14 protein-coding genes and 1 pseudogene are annotated in these 19730 nt (G+C 47.0%); 1 reads left to right on the top strand and 14 read right to left on the bottom strand.

Translation table 11 applies throughout. The features are described 5' to 3' along the window. Positions 1-12: 12 nt before the first annotated feature. From FUU19_RS06975 to FUU19_RS07020, 10 genes and pseudogenes are all read right to left on the bottom strand, one after another. Positions 13-753 (bottom strand): ABC transporter ATP-binding protein, encoded by a 741-nt coding sequence (locus FUU19_RS06975; protein WP_033640864.1) that lies wholly within the window; start codon positions 751-753, stop codon positions 13-15. Beyond that, entirely contained in the window at positions 753-1520 is a 768-nt protein-coding gene (locus FUU19_RS06980) for an ABC transporter permease (protein WP_197780001.1), read from the bottom strand. Before FUU19_RS06980 ends, FUU19_RS06975 begins: the two co-directional genes overlap by 1 nt. 314 nt (positions 1521-1834) lie before the next feature. Next, positions 1835-2722, bottom strand: coding sequence for a UTP--glucose-1-phosphate uridylyltransferase GalU (galU, locus tag FUU19_RS06985; protein ID WP_197780002.1), 888 nt, complete (start codon positions 2720-2722; stop codon positions 1835-1837). Between the two features lie 486 nt (positions 2723-3208). After that, positions 3209-4222 (bottom strand): UDP-glucose 4-epimerase GalE, encoded by a 1014-nt coding sequence (gene galE / locus FUU19_RS06990; protein ID WP_230490252.1) that lies wholly within the window; start codon positions 4220-4222, stop codon positions 3209-3211. Between the two features lie 144 nt (positions 4223-4366). Then, positions 4367-5740, bottom strand: coding sequence for a phosphomannomutase CpsG (cpsG, locus tag FUU19_RS06995; RefSeq protein WP_202669214.1), 1374 nt, complete (start codon positions 5738-5740; stop codon positions 4367-4369). Positions 5741-5754: 14 nt separating this feature from the next. Beyond that, complete coding sequence (locus tag FUU19_RS07000) at positions 5755-7179, bottom strand: mannose-1-phosphate guanylyltransferase/mannose-6-phosphate isomerase (protein ID WP_202669213.1); 1425 nt, start codon at positions 7177-7179, stop codon at positions 5755-5757. A 274-nt stretch (positions 7180-7453) separates the two neighbouring features. Continuing rightward, complete coding sequence (locus FUU19_RS07005) at positions 7454-8830, bottom strand: TolC family outer membrane protein (protein ID WP_230490251.1); 1377 nt, start codon at positions 8828-8830, stop codon at positions 7454-7456. Positions 8831-8832: 2 nt separating this feature from the next. Further along, the gene (locus tag FUU19_RS07010) at positions 8833-10164 is read right to left on the bottom strand and encodes an HlyD family type I secretion periplasmic adaptor subunit (RefSeq protein ID WP_038881050.1); all 1332 of its coding nucleotides are present in this window, start codon (positions 10162-10164) and stop codon (positions 8833-8835) included. 54 nt (positions 10165-10218) lie between these two features. Next, positions 10219-11985 (bottom strand): type I secretion system permease/ATPase, encoded by a 1767-nt coding sequence (locus FUU19_RS07015; RefSeq protein ID WP_230490250.1) that lies wholly within the window; start codon positions 11983-11985, stop codon positions 10219-10221. A gap of 405 nt (positions 11986-12390) precedes the next feature. Continuing rightward, positions 12391-12590 (bottom strand): annotated as a pseudogene (locus FUU19_RS07020) (IS481 family transposase); the annotation flags it as partial. Positions 12591-12690: 100 nt separating this feature from the next. Between FUU19_RS07020 and FUU19_RS07025 the strand changes: the two are divergent. Next, positions 12691-13826, top strand: a protein-coding gene (locus FUU19_RS07025) for an IS3 family transposase (RefSeq protein ID WP_230507098.1) whose coding sequence is annotated in 2 segments (ribosomal slippage) — positions 12691-12937 and positions 12937-13826 — 1137 coding nt in all. Because the reading frame shifts where the segments join, the coding sequence is not laid out codon by codon here. A 106-nt stretch (positions 13827-13932) separates the two neighbouring features. On the opposite strand, the gene FUU19_RS07030 is transcribed toward FUU19_RS07025, so the two are convergent. The 4 genes from FUU19_RS07030 to FUU19_RS07045 form a co-directional block, all read right to left on the bottom strand. Further along, complete coding sequence (locus tag FUU19_RS07030; protein WP_230490249.1) at positions 13933-15087, bottom strand: glycosyltransferase family 4 protein; 1155 nt, start codon at positions 15085-15087, stop codon at positions 13933-13935. A 227-nt stretch (positions 15088-15314) separates the two neighbouring features. Continuing rightward, positions 15315-16364 (bottom strand): TDP-N-acetylfucosamine:lipid II N-acetylfucosaminyltransferase family protein, encoded by a 1050-nt coding sequence (locus FUU19_RS07035; protein WP_230490248.1) that lies wholly within the window; start codon positions 16362-16364, stop codon positions 15315-15317. A 343-nt stretch (positions 16365-16707) separates the two neighbouring features. Next, positions 16708-17892 carry a glycosyl hydrolase family 28 protein gene (locus FUU19_RS07040; protein WP_230490247.1) on the bottom strand — a complete coding sequence of 395 codons (1185 nt, stop codon included), beginning with the start codon at positions 17890-17892 and terminating at the stop codon, positions 16708-16710. 532 nt (positions 17893-18424) lie between these two features. Next, entirely contained in the window at positions 18425-19567 is a 1143-nt protein-coding gene (locus FUU19_RS07045; RefSeq protein ID WP_230490246.1) for a hypothetical protein, read from the bottom strand. Positions 19568-19730 lie beyond the last annotated feature (163 nt).

A 19730-nucleotide genomic window follows, 5' to 3' on the forward strand; every position in this document is an offset into this window, starting at 1 on the left:
ATATTTATAAATTTAGGCCATTGCTGTCTTATACTGAGAGATAATAGAGTGAGCATCACCCATGGCTTTCATTTTATGGTTTTCAATCCAAATGACCTTATCACAAATTTTCTCGACATCTTCAAGATTGTGGCTAACAAAAAGAATAGTAACGCCCTTGCTCTTAAATTCGTTGATCGTTTTTATACATTTGCGTTGAAACGCAATATCCCCTACAGCCAACACTTCATCAATAATCAGGATATCCGGATCAACTTGCGTAATGACTGAGAACCCCAGCTTCGCCAGCATACCGCTGGAGTATACTCGGATTGGTTCATCGATAAATTCCCCCAACTCGGAGAACTCGATAATCTTATCCAGGCGTTGTTTTAATTCTTTACGACGAAGGCCCAACAGCGTGGCATTCAATCGGATATTCTCTCTGCCGGTCAGTTCCGGATGGAACCCACCGCCCAATTCCAGCATGGAAGCCACCCGGCCAACGACATGAACAGAACCGGAAGACGGTTTCATCACGCCAGCGACCAAACCAAGCGACGTACTTTTCCCCGCGCCGTTTCGGCCAATGAGAGCAACGGACTCTCCTTTTTGCACCTGGAAACAGATATCCTCGATCGCCAAATAACTGCGCCCACTGAGCAAACTCAGCGCCCGACGAGGATTAAAAATCAGCTCCTTAATGCCAGATCCAATATGATGGTATAATGGATAGCGCTTAGTGACATTTTTAAATTCTATAGCTACGCTCATTATAATATCTCTGCAAATCTGTACTTCAACTTATTGAAAATGCTGACACCAACGATAATGAACAGCAGCGCATATCCGTAGAGCATACCGATTTGTTGATAATCAATAACCCCATTCATAAACAGATCGCGCCAACTCAGTATCATGTTAGCCAACGGATTGTAATCAACCATAAAGCGATATTCTTGGGGAATCATATCACCGGAGTACAGAATTGGCGTGCAATAAAACATCAACATGATACCCAGCGTAATGAAACGCTCCAGATCGCGGAAGAAAAGGTTCAGCGTTGACAGCATCATCGCGATCCCGAAAGTCATCATCATCTGCGCAATACCGATAAGTGGGACTCCCCACAGCCAATCAATCGATGGACGCATATCATAAACATAGAGGAAAACAATAATAACCGGAATCGTACAAAGGAAATGCAGGCACTCCATCAGAACATTACTAAAAGGAATGACCGAGCGTGGAAATACGGTTTTTTTGATAATCTGCGCGTTAGCAATAAACGAATATAAAGAGTTAGTCGTTGAACTGGCAAACCACTGCCAAGGGAACAGACCTGTAATAATAAAAACGGTATAGTTTGGTATTTGAACCCGCATGACCAATTTAAAAATAAAATAGTAGATCATAGCAAAGAGTAATGGATTAGCAATTGACCATAAATAGCCAAAGAAGCTGCTTTTATATCTTACTTTTAATTCTTTCTCTGTGATGACCGAAGCCAAATCCCAAAGATAACCTAAGCTATACTTCATATAAAAACTCGATTTAAGATTGAAATTCCCTGACAGATGAAACATGGCCGCACGTCTTCAGGTCTAACCTAGCCTGGGTAGCAAGACGGGTAGAATGCGTTTCTCAACTAATCGCAACCACGCTACCGCCCCTGGCGTTGTGGCAACCAGAGCACACTTAAAACAACCTGTTGATTTTACTTCATAACCGGGAAAACTTCCTGCCCCCAGTTCGCTACACACCTCGGTGAGCCCGTGTAGCCTGCCCTCAAGCTACATCCAGCCGGTCCATTTTACTTTAGGAATCGGCTGGATTCGTCAGGTACAGCAGGCGCTTAAGCCTGCAACATCCCCTTTAACCACTCAGAAAATGCTTCACCCTGCGTTGGATGACGAAGACCATACTCAACAAAGGCCTTCATGTAACCTAATTTATCGCCACAGTCATGCGAACGCCCAACCATGGCGAAAGCCTCAACCGGTTTTTGCTCCATCAGCATGGCGATGGCATCGGTAAGCTGGATCTCACCGCCTGCGCCATAAGGCGTTTTTTCCAGCAGCGGCCAGATATCCTCAGCTAAAACATAGCGGCCAACGACGGCCAAATTTGAAGGAGCCTCTTCTTGAGAAGGTTTTTCGACGATCGCATGCATCGGCACGCTTTGGCCTGGCGCCACGGTCACACCGCGACAATCGACCACGCCGTATTTGGACACGTCCTTTTCTGGCACAGGTTCTACCATGATCTGGCTGCGACCGTGCGCTTCGAATTGGGCAATCATGCAGGCGAGGTTATCTTTCGTCAGATCAGAGGCAATATCGTCCATCAGCACGTCCGGCAGCAATACGGCAAAAGGCGCATCACCGATCAGGGGTCTGGCACAGAGTACCGCATGGCCCAATCCTTTAGATTGCCCCTGCCGTACATGCATCAGGGTCACGCCTTTCGGACAGATAGACTGAACCTCTTCCAGCAGTTGGCGCTTAACGCGTGACTCCAGCATGCTTTCCAATTCAAACGAGGTGTCAAAGTGGTTTTCAATCGCATTTTTTGACGAGTGCGTGACAAGAATAATCTCTTTAATACCAGCAGCAACGCATTCATTTACGATGTATTGGATAAGAGGTTTGTCTACAACCGGCAGCATTTCCTTAGGAATTGCCTTTGTGGCCGGTAACATGCGGGTACCAAGACCGGCAACTGGGATGACAGCTTTCAGCATATCTGTGGGGGCTCCCAACGACTTCAGTTTCATTAATGCAACATGTCAAAATTATCGCGATAACACTCAACGTTATCACCGCCCTCTGTTATGCAACCAAGGGGCCTCTATTTTCTTCGGGCTGAATTATACACCCATGTGGGAAGTTAATACATTAACGCCACATAGACAAAACGTCATTTGTCTACGCAGTAACCGCCAGTCACCAAGAAAAATCTCAATGCATTGAATAACAATAAAAAAAGCGAAATCCTGCACGCTTTCTCACTAACCCTAAGAGTCTTCTGGCCCTTGGCACTTTTTGCACCTGCAGGGTTGGAGGGGACCACAAAAGGAAAATATAATTAGCACACTAACAAAAACATCAAGTTATTGAGAATGATTGCTAATTACTAAAGCTACGTTTCCCTCTTTCGCCACAGATAACAACGAAAAAGCCCACAGCTTAATGTGGGCTTTTCATTGTTTAACTTTATATCAGTATTCTTACTTATACCCTTGCGGATTTTTTTTCTGCCAGTTCCAGGTGTCGCGCATCATGTCATCGATACCCCGACGAACTTTCCAGCCCAACTCCTGATAAGCCAGATCGGCGTTCGCCCAGAAAGCAGGCAGATCGCCGTCGCGGCGAGGCAGTATCTGGTAAGGGATCGTTACGCCGGACGCTTTTTCAAATGCCTGAACCATCGCCAGCACCGAATGCCCTACACCGGCCCCCAGATTATAAGCTTTAAATCCGTTGATCTTCGCCAAATGGTCCATCGCTTTCAGATGGCCCTCGGCCAGATCCATGACATGAATGTAATCACGCTCTCCCGTCCCATCGTTCGTCGGGTAATCCCCGCCGAAAATGCCCAGCCTCTCCAGCTTGCCGATCGCCACCTGAGAGATGTACGGCAGTAGGTTATTGGGAATACCGTTGGGGTCTTCACCAATCAAACCCGATTCATGGGCACCCACCGGGTTAAAGTAACGCAAGGCAATGATCGAAAATTGCGGTTCTGCCTTAGCGAAATCTTGCAGGATCTGCTCTACCATCAGCTTGGACGTACCATAAGGGCTGGTCGTGCCGCCGATCGGTGTCGTCTCGACGTAAGGCACCGGCGAATTGGCCCCATAAACGGTGGCGGAGGAACTGAAGATGAAATCATGTACGCCGGCACGGCGCATCGCATCCAACAGCACCAGCGTGCCGGTGACGTTATTCTGATAATATTCGAGAGGTTTGCGCGTTGACTCCCCGACGGCCTTGAGGCCGGCGAAGTGGATCACGGCAGTGATCTCATGCGCACCAAAGATGCGATGCAGGCATTCAGCATCCTGGACGTCCCCCTGATAGAACACGGCGGATTTCCCCGTAAGCTTTTCCACGCGGCTTAATGACTCGGCAGAAGAGTTCGACAAATTGTCCAATACCACCACGTCTTCGCCACGTTCCAACAGAGATAAAACGGTGTGAGACCCAATGTAACCGGCACCACCGGTAACTAGAATTGCCATATCAACCCCTTATACTTCGGCAACACCCTTGGTTTGCCAAAAACACCCCATTGATAATGGATGTATCGTACAACCTTCTGAGCGCACCATGAAGAGAGAGCGGCAAAAGCCGCCCTCATCCTGGACTCTTCAATATGCTAAACGTTAAATTTTTGCAGCGAGCAGCGCAAGAATTTCATCAGTTTTCTCTTGCATCAGCGCAACATCAGCACGCGATTCGACATTAAGACGCACCACCGGTTCCGTATTGGAGGAACGCAGATTGAAACGCCAGTTTGCAAACGTCATGCTGATGCCATCGGTATAGTCCACCTCGTCGGCATGCGCTAAATAGTGTTGCTTAACGCTTTCGATAGACACGGCCGGCTGAGCCAGTTTAATATTGATCTCACCGGAAGACGGATAGGCGGCAATGCGATCCTGTACCAGCTGCCCCAGAGTTTGTCCTTTCACACAGACCAATTCAGCGACCAATAACCACGGGATCATGCCGCTGTCACAATAAGCAAAATCGCGGAAATAGTGGTGGGCGCTCATCTCGCCGCCATAAATGGCGTCTTCCGCACGCATGCGTTCCTTAATGAAGGCATGGCCGGTTTTCGACATCACAGGCACCCCCCCCGCATCGGTAACCACATCGATGGTGTTCCAGCTCAGACGCGGATCGTGAATGATCTTCGCGCCCGGTTGTTTCTGCAAGAAGGCCTCCGCCAGCAGGCCGACGATATAATAGCCCTCAATGAAATCGCCTTTTTCATCAAACAGGAAGCAGCGATCGAAATCGCCGTCGAACGCAATGCCCATATCAGCGCCATGCTCACGCACCGCATCGGCGGTATCCGCACGACACTCAGGCAGCAATGGGTTAGGAATACCGTTAGGGAAAGTGCCGTCCGGCTGGTGATGCACCTTGATAAACTCCAGCGGGATACCCTGCGCCTTCAGTGTTGCTTCAATGGCATCGATCACATGCCCCGCCGCCCCGTTGCCCGAGTTGATCACCAACTTTAACGGTTTGAAGTTTTTTACATCGACATAGGAGAGAATATGCTCAACGTAAGCCCCCAACACATCCTGGCGGGCATAGCTGCCGCGCGTTGCTGCTGGTGCATCAAATTGGTTGTTCTCCGCCAGTTCTTGAATAGCCCGTAATCCGGTATCGCCGCTAATCGGGCGAGATCCTTCGCGCACCAGCTTCATGCCATTGTAATCGATAGGGTTATGGCTGGCGGTCACCTCCACGCCACCATCCGTTTTCAAATAAGTCGTGGCGAAATAGATTTCTTCGGTACCGGTTAAGCCGATGTCGATCACGTCGGTACCCGCATCCTGCAAGCCTCTCGCCAACGCCAGCTTCAAACTTTCGCTGGTCAACCGCACGTCACTGCCCAATACGATAGTTTTAGGCTGCAAAAACTCGCCGTAGGCGCGCCCAATACGGTACGCGATGTCATCGTTAAGCTCTTCGCCCAATTTCCCCCGGATGTCGTACGCCTTAAAACACGTCAACTTTTGCATTGCCCAACCCTTTTTTAAACTCTGCCATAGCGATCTTGTAAGCGTTCAATATCATCTTCTTCCAAATAGCGGCCTGATCTGACCTCAATCATTTCCAAATCGATTTTGCCGGGGTTTTCCAACGTATGGACACTCCCCGCAGGAATAAAGGTGGACTGATTTTCCGATAAGAAGAACTCTTTATCATCAACGTTAACTTTTGCTGTCCCGCTCACGACCACCCAATGTTCAGCACGGTGGAGATGGCGTTGTACTGACAAACCTTCACCTGGGCGAACAATGATCTTTTTCACCTGGAAATGCGAGCCGCTGTCGATGTCGCAGATTTTTCCCCAGGGGCGATAAGAGGCTGAATGCTGGCGGAAATGGTGAAGATTTCGCTTTTTAAGCTCATCAACGACTTTCTTAACATCCTGCACTTTGTCTTTATGAGCAATCAGTAGAGCATCACTGGTGTTAACCACAACAAGGTTTTCCAACCCTATGGTCGCCACCAACGCAGACTCAGAGGAAATGTAGTTGTCATTAGAATCGATCGAGATAATTTCACCCACGTTGACATTACCCAAATGATCCTTCTTTGACACTTCCCACAATGAGGACCAAGAGCCGACGTCGCTCCAACCCGCATCGATAGGAATAACCACCGCATCATGCGTCTTTTCCATCACCGCATAGTCGATGGAGTCACTCGGACAATGTTTGAAGATGTCTTGCTCAACCCGGATAAAATTCATGTCGCGCTGACTATTGATCACAGACTGCTGCGTTGTGCTGAAAATTTCAGGACTGAACTGCCGCAGTTCCTGCAGGAACTTAGCGGTCTTGAACATAAACATACCGCTGTTCCAGCTGTAATCACCGCTGGCGAGGTATTCGACCGCTTTCTCCAAACGCGGCTTTTCAACGAACGAATCAACTTTGAAACACGCATCGGAAAGGTGCTCGCCACGCTTAATGTAGCCGTAGCCTGTTTCAGGATGCTCCGGAATAATGCCAAACGTCACCAGTTGATTATTGTCTGCAAATGAGATAGCTGTCTGGATAGCCGCGTGAAAATTATCCACTTTGGTGATCAGATGGTCTGCTGCCAACACCAGAAGCATACTGTCTTCGTCTTCCTCAGCAGCAAGATGAGCGGCTAACGCCACTGCCGGTGCGGTATTACGCCCTACGGGCTCTAAAATAATATTGGTCGCTAATTGTCCAATTTCGCGTAATTGTTCAGCAACTAAAAAACGATGTTCCTCGTTGCAGATGACCAGAGGGGCGGCAACTTCAATGCCTGCCAGGCCTGACAAACGCTGTAACGTCTGTTGCAGTAGGCTTACGCCACTGTCATCAATAGACAAAAACTGTTTAGGAAACGATTCTCGCGACATCGGCCATAGACGACTCCCAGTACCGCCGGCCATAACCACAGGAATTAGTTTGGACATTATCTACCCTTTACTCAGCCATCGTTCTGATAAGGATAACACCACACATCAGCAGCATTATTCTAAACTTCGTACGTTAATTAACCAATTATTGCATTTTACGAAAAGTATGCATCCCTCTAACTTACCGTTCCTTAAAAGAAATTTATGTATAGAAATAAACCAGGCAAGTATAAATACTGAAGGAAGCACCGGCCGATAACATAACGTATTAACGCAAAAAAGAGCAGCGCAGTGCTGCTCTTTCAGATTAATGCTCATAGTGAATATGCTGTTAGCGACTGTGGGCGAAATACTGCGCTACGCGCAGCACATCCTTCTCGTCCAACGTGCCGGAGTCGCTCAGCAGGGTAATCCAGGACTTGATGTAGGTGTACTTGGCAGAAGCCAGATCCCGCTGGGCGCTATAGAGCTGCTGTTCGGCGTTGAGCACATCGACGTTGACGCGCTGCCCCGCCAAGACGCTCTGCCGGGTCGCCGTCACCTGCGTGGTCGCCGACTTCACCGCCAGCTCGTAGGCCGCCAGCTTGGCGCGGCTGCTGATGCACAGATTGAACTGTTTGCGCAAATCGTTCAGCGTCGAGCCAACCTGCGTGTCCATCTCAGCCATCGCCTGGCCGTAACGTGCCGCCGCCTGCCGCGTTGAGGCCGCCACGCCGCCGCCGGAATAAATCGGCAAACTCACCTGCACCCCGATACTGTCGGTGCGGTATTTCTGGTTAACCGTGTTGTCGCTGCTAGAATCGTTCTCCGAATGCGAAGCATAGAGCTGCACGTTCGGCATAAAGCCGGCGCGGTTTCTCTCCACCTCGTATTTCGCCGCATCGACGCCGTGGCGCGAGGCGGCCAGCACCGGGTTATTCTCCAGGGCAATCTTTTGCCACTCTTCGAACTTCGACGGGATCAGCGGCGCCACCTGAAACTTGCCCGGCCGTAAGACCTGCAGCTCATCCAGTTGATTCAACGGCACGCCGATGATCACCTCCAGCTCGCGCTGCGCGGCATCCAGCGCGTCGCGCGCCTCTATTACCTGTGCCTCGGCCAGGCTGTAGCGCGCCTGCGTTTCGGAAACGTCGGTCAACGTCCCCTCACCCGCGCTCATCAGCCGATCGTTCAACGCCAGCTGCTCTTTATAGGCTGTTTTTTGCGCCTCGGCCAGGGCGATTTGATCTTTGGAATAGGCCACTTCGACATAGGCGCTGATCACCCTCACCGCCAGGTCGAGCAGTTTGCCGCGATAGCGTTCATCCGACATCATCGTCTGCGCCACGCCGCCTTTGTAGCGCGCATAGGCCTCATAATCGAACAGCGGCTGCGTCAACGTCACCGAGCTGGAGTAGCTGCGGTACTGCTGACGCCGCGTCGCTTCCGTAATGTTGCCAAAGAAATCGCTTTGCGGGTATTTCTGCGTTTGCCAGTTGCGCGGCGAATTCTGGTAGTTCAGCGATACCTTCGGCAGCAGCCCCGCCCTGCCGATATTTTCGTTCTCATCTCCCGCGTCTTTTTCTTTTATAGCCGCCCGGAAGGTCGGGTCCTTTTCTAATGCCAGCGAATATGCGTCTAAAATCCCTATCGAATAAACCGGCGCAGACATCGCAAACAAAAGGGTGCCGATAACCAGACCGGCAGCCTGTCGTTTTGAATGAATCAAAATTATTCCTCGGTTAATGAAGTATGAGCGCGATCCAAAATAGGTTTAAACAGATAGCTCAGCAGCGAGCGTGACCCCGTTTTCACGAACACCTCCACCGGCATCCCCGGCTTGATGTCCTCGCCACTGAGCATTTTCATGCCCTCCGGCGAGACCGTGACCTGCATCTGGTAATAAGGTTCGCCATTGGTTTTGTCGACCAGACGATCGGCGGAAACCAGCGTGACCGTTCCCGGAATTTTCGGGGTTTTGTTTTGGTTGAAGGCGGTAAACATCAGATCCACCGGCAACCCGTTGTACACCTTATCGATCAGGTCGACTTTGAGGCGAGAATCCACCACCAATGTCGCCTGGCTGGGTACCACGTCCATCAGGTGGTCACCCGCTCCCACGACGCCCCCCTGAGTGAAGATATTCAATCCGACCACGGTGCCGTCCACCGGTGAGGTGATGGCGGTGTTGCCCAGATCGAAATCGGCCATTTGCAGCTTGTTGCGGAACTCGCTGGCGTCCATTTGGGTTTGCGCCAGCTGCGTTCTGACCTCGCGCTGATAGTCGGCGAAGCGTTGATCGATGCGTTGCTGAGATTCCTGCAGCTGCTTTTGCAGTTGGCCAATCCGCCCGACGGTTTCATCGATGCTGCTGTTCACCTCGGCGAACTGGCGCTGAATTTCCAGATAGCGGTTGCGCGGCAGGTAACCGTCCGCCGCCAGCTGTTTCATGCTGTTCATCTGCTCACGCAGGCTGGAGAGCTGGATCTGTTTGTTGGCGCGTGAGTCCTGCAGGCCTTTCAATTGGAAACGGATCCCGTCCATCGACTGCTTATAACCGTCAATTTCACTTTGCAGCCCTTGGCGACGGGAGGCGAACAGCTGCGTCTGCAGCGCAATGATCTCCGCAACACGCGGCTGATCCTTAACCTGAGCGAAAACAGGGGAAAAAGTGACCTTGCTCAGACCGTCCCGTTCAGCCAGTAAGCGCCCTTCGGTCGCCAGCGTGGTGTAATACTGATCGCGCAGCGAATCGACCTGCGCCTGTGCCTGCACCTGGCTCAGCTGCACCAGGACTTCGCCGGCTTTCACCTTGTCGCCGTCTTTCACCACGATATTTTTGATGATGCCGCTGGCCGGTGCCTGCACCGTTTTACGGTTGCCGGAAACGGTTACCGATCCCGGCGACGCGACCCCTTTGTCCAAAGGTGCAAACGCCGCCCAGGCCAAGAAACCGAACACGCCCACACCCAGCGCCAACCACCCGAGACGGGTATAACGGCGCTCATCCAGCGGGATCTGTTCTGAGTACGAGTCATTCGGCTCGCCAATATGCGTAGACATACCAACTCCTTTGACTGCCGGCGGCGCAACGGCGCCGCCAGGCCAGTTCACGGCTTAATTAATTTGAGTTTTAGGAACATCGCCTTCATCCGGCTCGGAGTTCACCGCACGCACCGCCTGCGTAGGCACCTGCGCTTTTTGCGCATTCGCCAAGGCCTGCAGCACCTGCTGCGTTGGGCCAAACGCATTGACGTTCCCGTTAACCAGCAGCAACAGCTTGTTGGTCATCGCCAGCAGATTGGTGCGGTGCGTAATCAGGATCACCGTCTTATTCCGCTGTTTAAGGAACGTAATGGCCTGGTTCAACGCCCGCTCGCCGGCATCGTCCAGATTGGAGTTGGGTTCATCCAGCACGATAAGAGAGGGATCGCCATACAGCGCGCGCGCCAAACCGATACGCTGTTTCTGTCCGCCGGAAAGCCCGGCGCCTCCGCTGCCAATAACCGAATCATAGCCATTGGGGAAGCGCAGAATCAGCTCATGCACCCCGGCCAACTTGGCGGCCTCGATCACTTTCTCCGAGTCCAGCTCGTTGAAGCGGGCGATGTTCTCCGCGATGCTGCCGGCGAACAGCTCAATATCCTGCGGCAGATAGCCGATGTAAGGCCCCAGTTCGTCCTTGTTCCACTGGTAGATGTCGGCATTGTCCAGCCGCACGATGCCTTCGCTGACCGGCCAGATGCCGACCAGCAGGCGCGCCAACGTCGACTTGCCGGAGGCGCTTGGCCCGATAATCCCCAGCACGTCTCCCGGCTGAATGGCGAAGCTGACGTTATGCAACACCGCGCTCCCCTTCGAGCCGGGCGGCGTCGCGGTCACCCCTTCAACGGAAATCACCCCTTCCGGGCGCGGCAGCGACATGGCGGTACCGCGCGGCGGATGCTGCTCCAACAAACGCACCAGGCGCTGGTAAGCCAGTTTGGCGGAGCTCCAGCTTTTCCAAACGTTGATCACCTGCTCGATAGGTGCCAAAGTGCGCCCCATCAAAATGGAACCGGCGATCATCATGCCCGGCGTGATGTGCCCATCGATCGCCAGCCAGCCCCCTAGGCCCAAAACCAGCGACTGGAGCGACAGACGCACAAACTTCGTGATCGACGTCACCCGCGATGCCCGTTCGCTGGCGATGCGTTGGCTGTTCAGGAAGCGCTGATGCAAACTGAACCAGCGCCCCTTCAGGTTGGGTAACATCCCCAACGCTTCAATCACTTCGGCATTGCGCAAGTTGGTGCTGGCCAGATTGCCCGACATGATTGAAAGCCGGCTGGCATCCGCCAACGGTTTCTTCGACACCACTTCGTTGATCACCGCCAGGGCGATCAACAGCAAGGAGCCCACCAGTGCGAACAACCCCAGCCAAGGGTTAAACAGGAAAATCACCAGCAGATAAATAGGGAACCAGGGCGCATCGAAGAAGGCGAACAGCGCACTGCCGGTCAGGAATTGACGCACGTTGGTCAGATCGCTCAGCATCTGGCCGGCATCGGAAGAGCCGTTCTTTAAATTCGCCTCGTAAGCCGCCGTATAGATACGCGTATTGAGGCGCATATCCAGCTGGCTGCCGATGCGGATCACCACCATGCTGCGCACGTATTCCAGCAAAGACATCATGCCGAACATACCCAGCATGATCAGCGTCAGCATTAACAGCGTGATTTCATTGCGCGAAGGAAGCACCCGGTCATAAACCTGGAGCATGTAAATGGAAGGCACCAGCATTAACAGGTTGATAAAAGCGGTGAAGATGCCTAAGGTCCAGAACACTTTACTACGTGCACGGACCACTGCAGCGATCTCATTATGTGGTAGTAATGGGGTCACGTTAATCCCTCTAAACCTGCGGTTATTGGTTTAAACCGGCAGCGACTTCCTTATCAGGTAGTAGAATCACCTGAAAGTAGGCGTGCAAGAACTGGGATCAACTATGGTAGAGGGTTGGCGATGTGGCAAGGGTAAATCGAAATTAAAGGGTAAGCATCAAACATCGATTAGCAACGTATTATCCTCCTTGGTTTAATAGAACCCAGCCAGAACCATCATTAATAATCTTAGCATAAAGACCTTTTGATTTATTAATCAAGAAAGCCTCATTTTTAGATCTAATAGCAACTTCATTTCCAAGAACAGAACGAACTGCAGAGATAATACATGTGAATCGTGAGTTAAGCCGTATTAGCTCAGACCTGACCTGACAGTTACCGATTATTTATAAAGGCATCTGTCAGATTACATCTGGTTTATATTCCTCTCAGCCCAGATGCGTTTTCCATCAAGTAATGTTTCCATCGATGTCCGGCCACAGTACATTCCCCCTGATGAGTTCGCTCATTATTATAGTGAGCCAGCCATTCATCAAGATCCGATTGTAATGTATCAAGATCGCCATATAACTTTTTGCGGAACGTCACTTGATAAAACTCGTTCATTTGGACTGACCCCACCCCGGTAGACGATCCTGCCCTATAGTTGGACTGACCCCACCCCGGTAGACGATCCTGCCCTATAGTTTGAGCATAGGAGGAGCGTATGGGCACACCACGATTTACACCTGAATTTAAGGAAGAAGCCGTCCGTCAGATAACGGAACGCGGTTATTCCGTTGCCGAAGTATCTGACCGTCTGGGTGTTTCTGCACACAGCCTCTACAAGTGGCTACGGGCTATCAAACCTGATAACAGCGAACAGCATGTTAGGGATTTACTGGAAGCCAAAAGCGAGATCCTGAAACTACGGGCACAGCTAAAACGTACCGAAGAAGAACGGGATATCCTGAAAAAGGCCGCGCGGTACTTTGCAAGGGAGCCCGACTGAAGTACCGCTTTATCAATGAGCACCGCACTGTATGGGGTGTGATGACGATGTGTCGGGTACTGCATGTCGCCCGGGCCGGGTTCTACGCGTGGCTGCACAACCCGGTTTCGGCGCGTGATAAAGATAACCAGCGTCTGCTGACGCTTATCCGTGATTCATATTCACTGAGCGGAGGCGTATACGGTTACCGGCGGGTTCATGGCGATCTGAACGAAATCGGGGAAACCTGCGGCAAAAACCGGGTGGGCCGTATTATGCAACTGAACCGGATTAAAGCCGTGCGGGGCTATAAAGCACCACGGCGTATCGCCGGCCGACCTTCGGTGGTTGCCCCTAATCGCGTACAGCGACAGTTTACCGTTGTCCGGGCCAATCAGGTCTGGGTCACCGACATCACTTATATCCGGACCTGGCAGGGATGGTTGTATCTGGCGGTGGTTATCGACCTCTTTGCCCGTAACGTGGTGGGTTGGTCGATGAAGCCGACCCTCTCACGCGAACTGGCACTGGATGCGCTGATGATGGCAGTCTGGCGACGTAAACCGGACAGCGAGGTCATCGTGCACTCAGACCAGGGCAGCCAGTACGGCAGCGACGACTGGCAACGGTTCTGTCGGGCCAATAACCTGGCACCCAGTATGAGCCGGCGTGGCAACTGTTGGGATAATGCGGTGGCCGAATCGTTCTTCAGTTCACTGAAAAAAGAACGCATCAGGAAGAGAATATACAAAACCCGGGATCTGGCCCGGGCGGATATCTTCGATTACATTGAAGTGTTCTACAACCGGGCCCGGCGTCACAGTCACCTTGGCGGCGTCAGTCCGGAGGCCTTTGAACGGGCCTCGTCGTGAGGACAGGATATGTCTACGGTCGTGGGGTCAGTCCAGGATGTTACGAAAAATCGCCATAATAAAACCCAGTTTAATACTATGCAACAAGTGATATGAGCTTAACCTATTAATAAACAACACTTTTCTTTTCTTTAAATAGAGAGTATTTATTATCTACATATTGCTCAATTTCTTTTTTAAACCTAGACGAAGAGAACCTTAGGGCATTGTTTCTGCAAGCATCAGGAGTGAGAGAGTCACTGTTATTCTCAAAAAATAAAACAGCGCCAACAATAGACTCAACGGTTTGTTCTTTGAAGAAATAACCTGTAGCATTCTCGACACCATAAGGACGGATTGTTTCTAGCGCTCCGCCTTTTCCATAAGCTATCACAGGCGTACCGCACGCTTGGGCCTCAACCGGTGTAATGCCAAAGTCTTCCTCTGCAGCAAAAACAAATGCTTTAGCATTCTGCATATATTCTTGCATAACGGCATTGCTTTGGTACCCCAAAATTTCAACATTACTACTCGCCTTAGACTTCACTTTTCTCATCTCTGAGCCATCACCAATAACAACTAATTTTTTATCCGGCATATGGCTAAAGGCTTCAACAATGAGATCCATACGCTTATACGGCACCATACGAGAAGCAGTGAAGTAGTAGTCATCTTTCTGGCTCACCAAAGAGAAACGCTCTACATCTACCGGCGGATATATAACATCAGCTTCACGCCCGTAGACCTTTTTAATTCTCCTTGCAATGAAGTGAGAGTTGGCAATGAAATGATCAACTCCATTCGCTGTTCGATAGTCCCACAACCTTATTTTATGTAGAAGAAAGCGAGCGAGCATACCTTTAACGCCGCTGCTCAAACCAGACTCCCTTAAATACTGATGTTGAAGATCCCAAGCATAACGAATTGGTGAATGGACATAACTGATATGTAACTGATCTGGCCCAGTCAGTACTCCTTTGGAAACAGCATGACTGCTAGATAAAATTACATCATGTGAAGAAACATCTAATTGTTCAATAGCAACCGGCATTAGCGGTAAATAACTTTGATATTTTTTTCTCGCGAAAGGCAGATTTTGAATAAAAGTTGTTTTAGCCTTTTTATTATTAAAAAACTCTCTCGACGAACTTGAAAGAAAGTCGACAACAGAATAAAGTTCAGAATCTGGAAACACATCAATAAACTCTGAAATAACCTTTTCAGCACCGGCATAACTTACCAACCAATCGGCAACAATACCAACATTTAAATTTCTTGACATAAAAAACCTTAAATCCATATTCAGTTGATTTTAAGATGCAAACTCAGCATCAAGAAATTACCATTAATTCCGCACATCAAGCTTAAAGGGGATGATGCGCTAATTAAAAACACCGAGAAACTCAAAAAAACTTATAAGAGAAATAATATTCACCTGGAATTATCACAAAAAATCTTAAATATCAAAAAATCAGAAAACGTCGCCAGCAACAGAAAAAGAAACCATAATTAACTAGCAAACTCACATCCAAAAACAATCCTCAATTGGTTGGTTAATTGCTCATATGAGAAATTATTCTTTATGTTAACATGGTTATTTTCTTTTTCCTCCTCACTTATGAACTTTATGGAGAAATCATCAACATCAAACACCTTTATATTTTTATCTTCAAATAATTCCCACTGAGTTGTTTTTTTATTTATAAAAACTGTTTTCTTTAGGCCTAAAAGAGAAATGGTATTCCCCATTGCTTGTTGCCTATCATGGTTAAAAACAGCTATATCTACTTTGGATAGAATATCAAAATATTGTTCTCTAGGCATGAAATCAGTGATGGGAATGAAGCTATCACCAAAAATAGCCACTCCCTTTTCTATAACTTCTTCAGCATATTCTTTTTTTCCATATGAAAGCGGTGAAATTATTTTAATTTTTGAGTTTTTAAATTTCGCTATCCTATCAAAAGCACTAATATGGTTATTACTTGGGTCTGCGGAATTTCCTAGTAGGATTGTAATGTAATCATCATTTCTATCGTCTAAATGCAACTCATTATATATATTGCTTGTATACATTAAGCATTCTAGATAGTTACCTAAGCAGCCATACCATATTTTAGCTAATTCATAGTCTCCCTTAATATATGTAACGAGATACCCAAATCGCTTAATAACTGGTCGTCTAAAAAACTCTCTAACATACCACTTTAAGTTCCGTCGCCCTTTATAACTATATAAATCCCCTCCCCAAATAAACCAGTAACATTTTTTCAACACCCATGGTGTAAAGAAAAAAAGTAAGGCTAATTGAAGCCCAAGAAAACTATGAAGTATAATTTTGTCACAATAATGAATGTCTTTAATAAGGTGAAAAATATTTTTTGCCTTACTTACCTTACTCTTCCCCAAAAAGTTTATATTATTATATGTGTCTAATTCTTTATCTTTCCTTTCACCGAGGATCCAGTAAACATGCTGTTTCGAATCGAAATTTTCATCCACATGTTTTATAAATGGAGGAATAAATTTGTCCAACGAACATATGTGTACAATTTTCATACAATCAACCTAATTTAATCATTTATACGTTAGCCCGCCATTTTAGCCGGGTTTATCTTTAAAGCGAATAGTAGACAGTCTTCCTTAATTTTCTCAGCGTTTAAAAGTCAACGAAACTTGGCTTGCACATGTAACCGCAGTTTTAATTATCTTCATGTACCGTTACGTAATGAGACGATGCTCTGTTAATATTCGAAAATGATAACATCCCTTGCGAAAATTAGAGTCATCGAGTGTCCTAGCCGACGTCTTATTATAAACCCAGAAAATAATGGGCTATTCCCCCACATACATCCCAAAATAGATCACATTTCAAGCAGTTATATGTTTTTAGTCACTATTTTTATTTTACTTTAACCGCAGTACTCTCTTGGATATTTGTCACATTTAAAACGCCTGTATTTGAAGATTTAAACTCTCCTTTAATATTATCACATTTAAAAATATCGACACCGAAAAACCTTTTTGTATTTGCCTTACCAAACACGGAAAAGCCAACAATATTTGATGAATTAACGATATATACTCCATGTTGCTGAATTGAGCTCACATTTATATCTGTAAGATTAAGTCCCTTGACACCCGAAACGAATACCCCGTGGTTCACGGCCGTTCCTGATACATTTTTTATCGTAATATTTGAAATATTACTTGACTCATTATACTTAAATATTCTGACAATATTTTTGGGAGCTCGGCTTTCTATTGTAGAAATGTTTTCAACGATAATATCTCTCATATTATGAAAGGAGTAACCTCCACTTGCCAACTTTTCCTCATTACAGATGACAATACTTCCGATCTCAGATGAACCAACAATGTTCCCAATATAGCCATTATATGAATCATCATTTTCAGTTGTAATTCCTATGCAATCATCTCCAGAGTTTATATTGGCCTTATCAACCGTAAAATAATTACAATCCAAGAAGTGAATACCATCACGCCCACCAGGCAGACCACGTCCGCCGCCATAAATATTAATATCTTTCACAAGAACATCTGAACATTGCTCAAAGGACACGCACCAATCTGCATTATTACCAGCAGAGATCGAATCCAATAAAACCTTCTTACAATTTATAAATCTAATCACCCTTGTATAATTTTTTTCCAAAATGTCAAATACATTACCATCAAAATTAACACCTTGGATAGAAATATTATTACAACCTTCTGCTTTAATCAGAGTGATTGGATTATTTTTATCACATGTTAATGAGGATCCTTTCCCACCAATAATAGTACAATTGCTAGACAGTTCAATAGTTTTTGAAATTACATAATTCCGAGACAGGTAAACTCCCAAGCCTTTTATTTTGGCACTATTTAAAGCAGCATTTATACATCGCGTATAATCATTCCCATCGCTATTTTGATAGAATTCCTCAGGCTTAACACAATTACGAGCATTGAAATTAACTAAGGTTTTATTGTGACTAGCTAATGTATTAGTTGTTTTAAGAAAAAATGGGAACATGGCAAATTTTAAAAAAACTCTTCGCGAGATACCTATTGGATACGTCATAAATGCCCCTTACCGAATTTCAGTACCATCTCGAACGATATCCTTAAATGCTTCTGTTCCACTATATCTGCATCTGCTAATAAGGTGCCCGTCACCGTGTACCACCTGCAGTGAGCGGAAGAAGCCCTCATACCAGTATTATCTAGCAGCCTCTTCAACCCTATGACAAGAACTATCCCAATAGGCTCACTGTCATATTGTGTTGCATACACCAGATATGCTCACGCCCCACTAGCTCGACTCTGCATCAACAGTCCCCCACCAAAGTATTGACACGGTTTAACCCAAGGGAAAGGATTCCGTCTGACGCCTACCGCTTCTGAGACAAGCTGAGAATTGTTGTTTCAGTATCTCCCGCAGCAGCATCCCGCTTTTACAGTCGCTGACTTTGCTGCTTCCGTCATCACAACTCAGGCTCAAACGGCAATTTTCCCTTACAGTCAGGGAAAATAACCGTTTCCTCTGTAACTTTTTTCAGGGGAAGGAACCTTAGTTCTACCGAGAGAAACTGTAAAAATTCATCTCACTCATTTTATCCTAATACCTTCCTGAATCTGACTCTAGAAAAAAAAGCTAGTAATAGAGAAACTGATATTAGCGTGATGATTATCCCCTGAAAGAAAAGGAAAATACGCCAAAACTCAGCAATTGAATAAAAAACAGCAATATTACAGTATATATATTTTCCAGATTTGAGTTTTTCAAAGAAAGAAATATACAACCCAGAAAAAAACAATATTACTGCGGCAAAGAGCAATCCTTGTACTCCGAACATCCGAATCACATCTAAAATAGCGGAGTTTGTTGTCAATGCAGACTCAATAGTACTTTCGTTATAAAACTGCATGTAGCTTTGTTTGCCAACATCAGGATTGGATATTGCATAAAGAGCGCCTTGAACAGGAGTGCCTACATAAGCCAGTATTTCAGAAAATCCAGCAGACATAAACCCCAATCCCTTCTCCTCATAAAAGTTAGAATTCCTACTCCAATTTAATGCAGAAAGTACTAAGAACACTACCCCCCCAATAAATATGATCTTAAAGCTCTTGATGCGAATAGTTTTCTTGGTGTATATGTATAAATACAGCCCACCAAAAACACCCGCAATCAATGTTAGTCTACTTGATATCATAGATACAACAATTAGCGATGACAGCGAGAAAATATCAATACCCAAGTTTTTCTCACCCATTAAGCGTCTATAAATAGCAAAGCTTCCTGATAATATGACACAATATCGTAGACTAACCAGTCCTAACGAATAATCCTCGTATAATCCCTCTTTAATCGCATTTGCCTTACCCGCAGAATAAATACTTATTATATCAGATACCGATATTGATTTTGAAATAATGAAAGTCGTTGCAAGAATACCAAAGAATGAAATAATCGCGCTAGCGAAATATACATTATAATTAACCAATAGGGCGCTACTAGTGTCTTTTTGATTATCATTTACAACGGGAATAATATGATAACCAACCCATATCACACCATAGAAAAAAAATATAATCACTGGATAAGCTAACCCACTTAATGACAGAAGTGGGTATGGCTCAGAGAACCCTTTCCTTAAAAAATCTAGACTGGGGAATACCCAAGCCAGAAATGAAACACAGCTAGTGAAGAGAAAAACATTTTGTGGCGTAAAATTTTTTCGCGTAATATACATATCGCCCCTAAAAAATTAAATCATGAAAATCAATAGTTTATCCTAATAGAATTTCACTCCAAACAATAATGTAAGGGGAAATAGCATACTCATAACCTCACCCTCTTTCTCCCTCAAATCAGGAGATGGTACAAGAGCGTCACCTTTTGAACTTATCACGATG

Origin of the sequence: Serratia montpellierensis, assembly GCF_020858655.1 — a bacterium.
GTDB classification, from domain to species: domain Bacteria; phylum Pseudomonadota; class Gammaproteobacteria; order Enterobacterales; family Enterobacteriaceae; genus Serratia; species Serratia montpellierensis.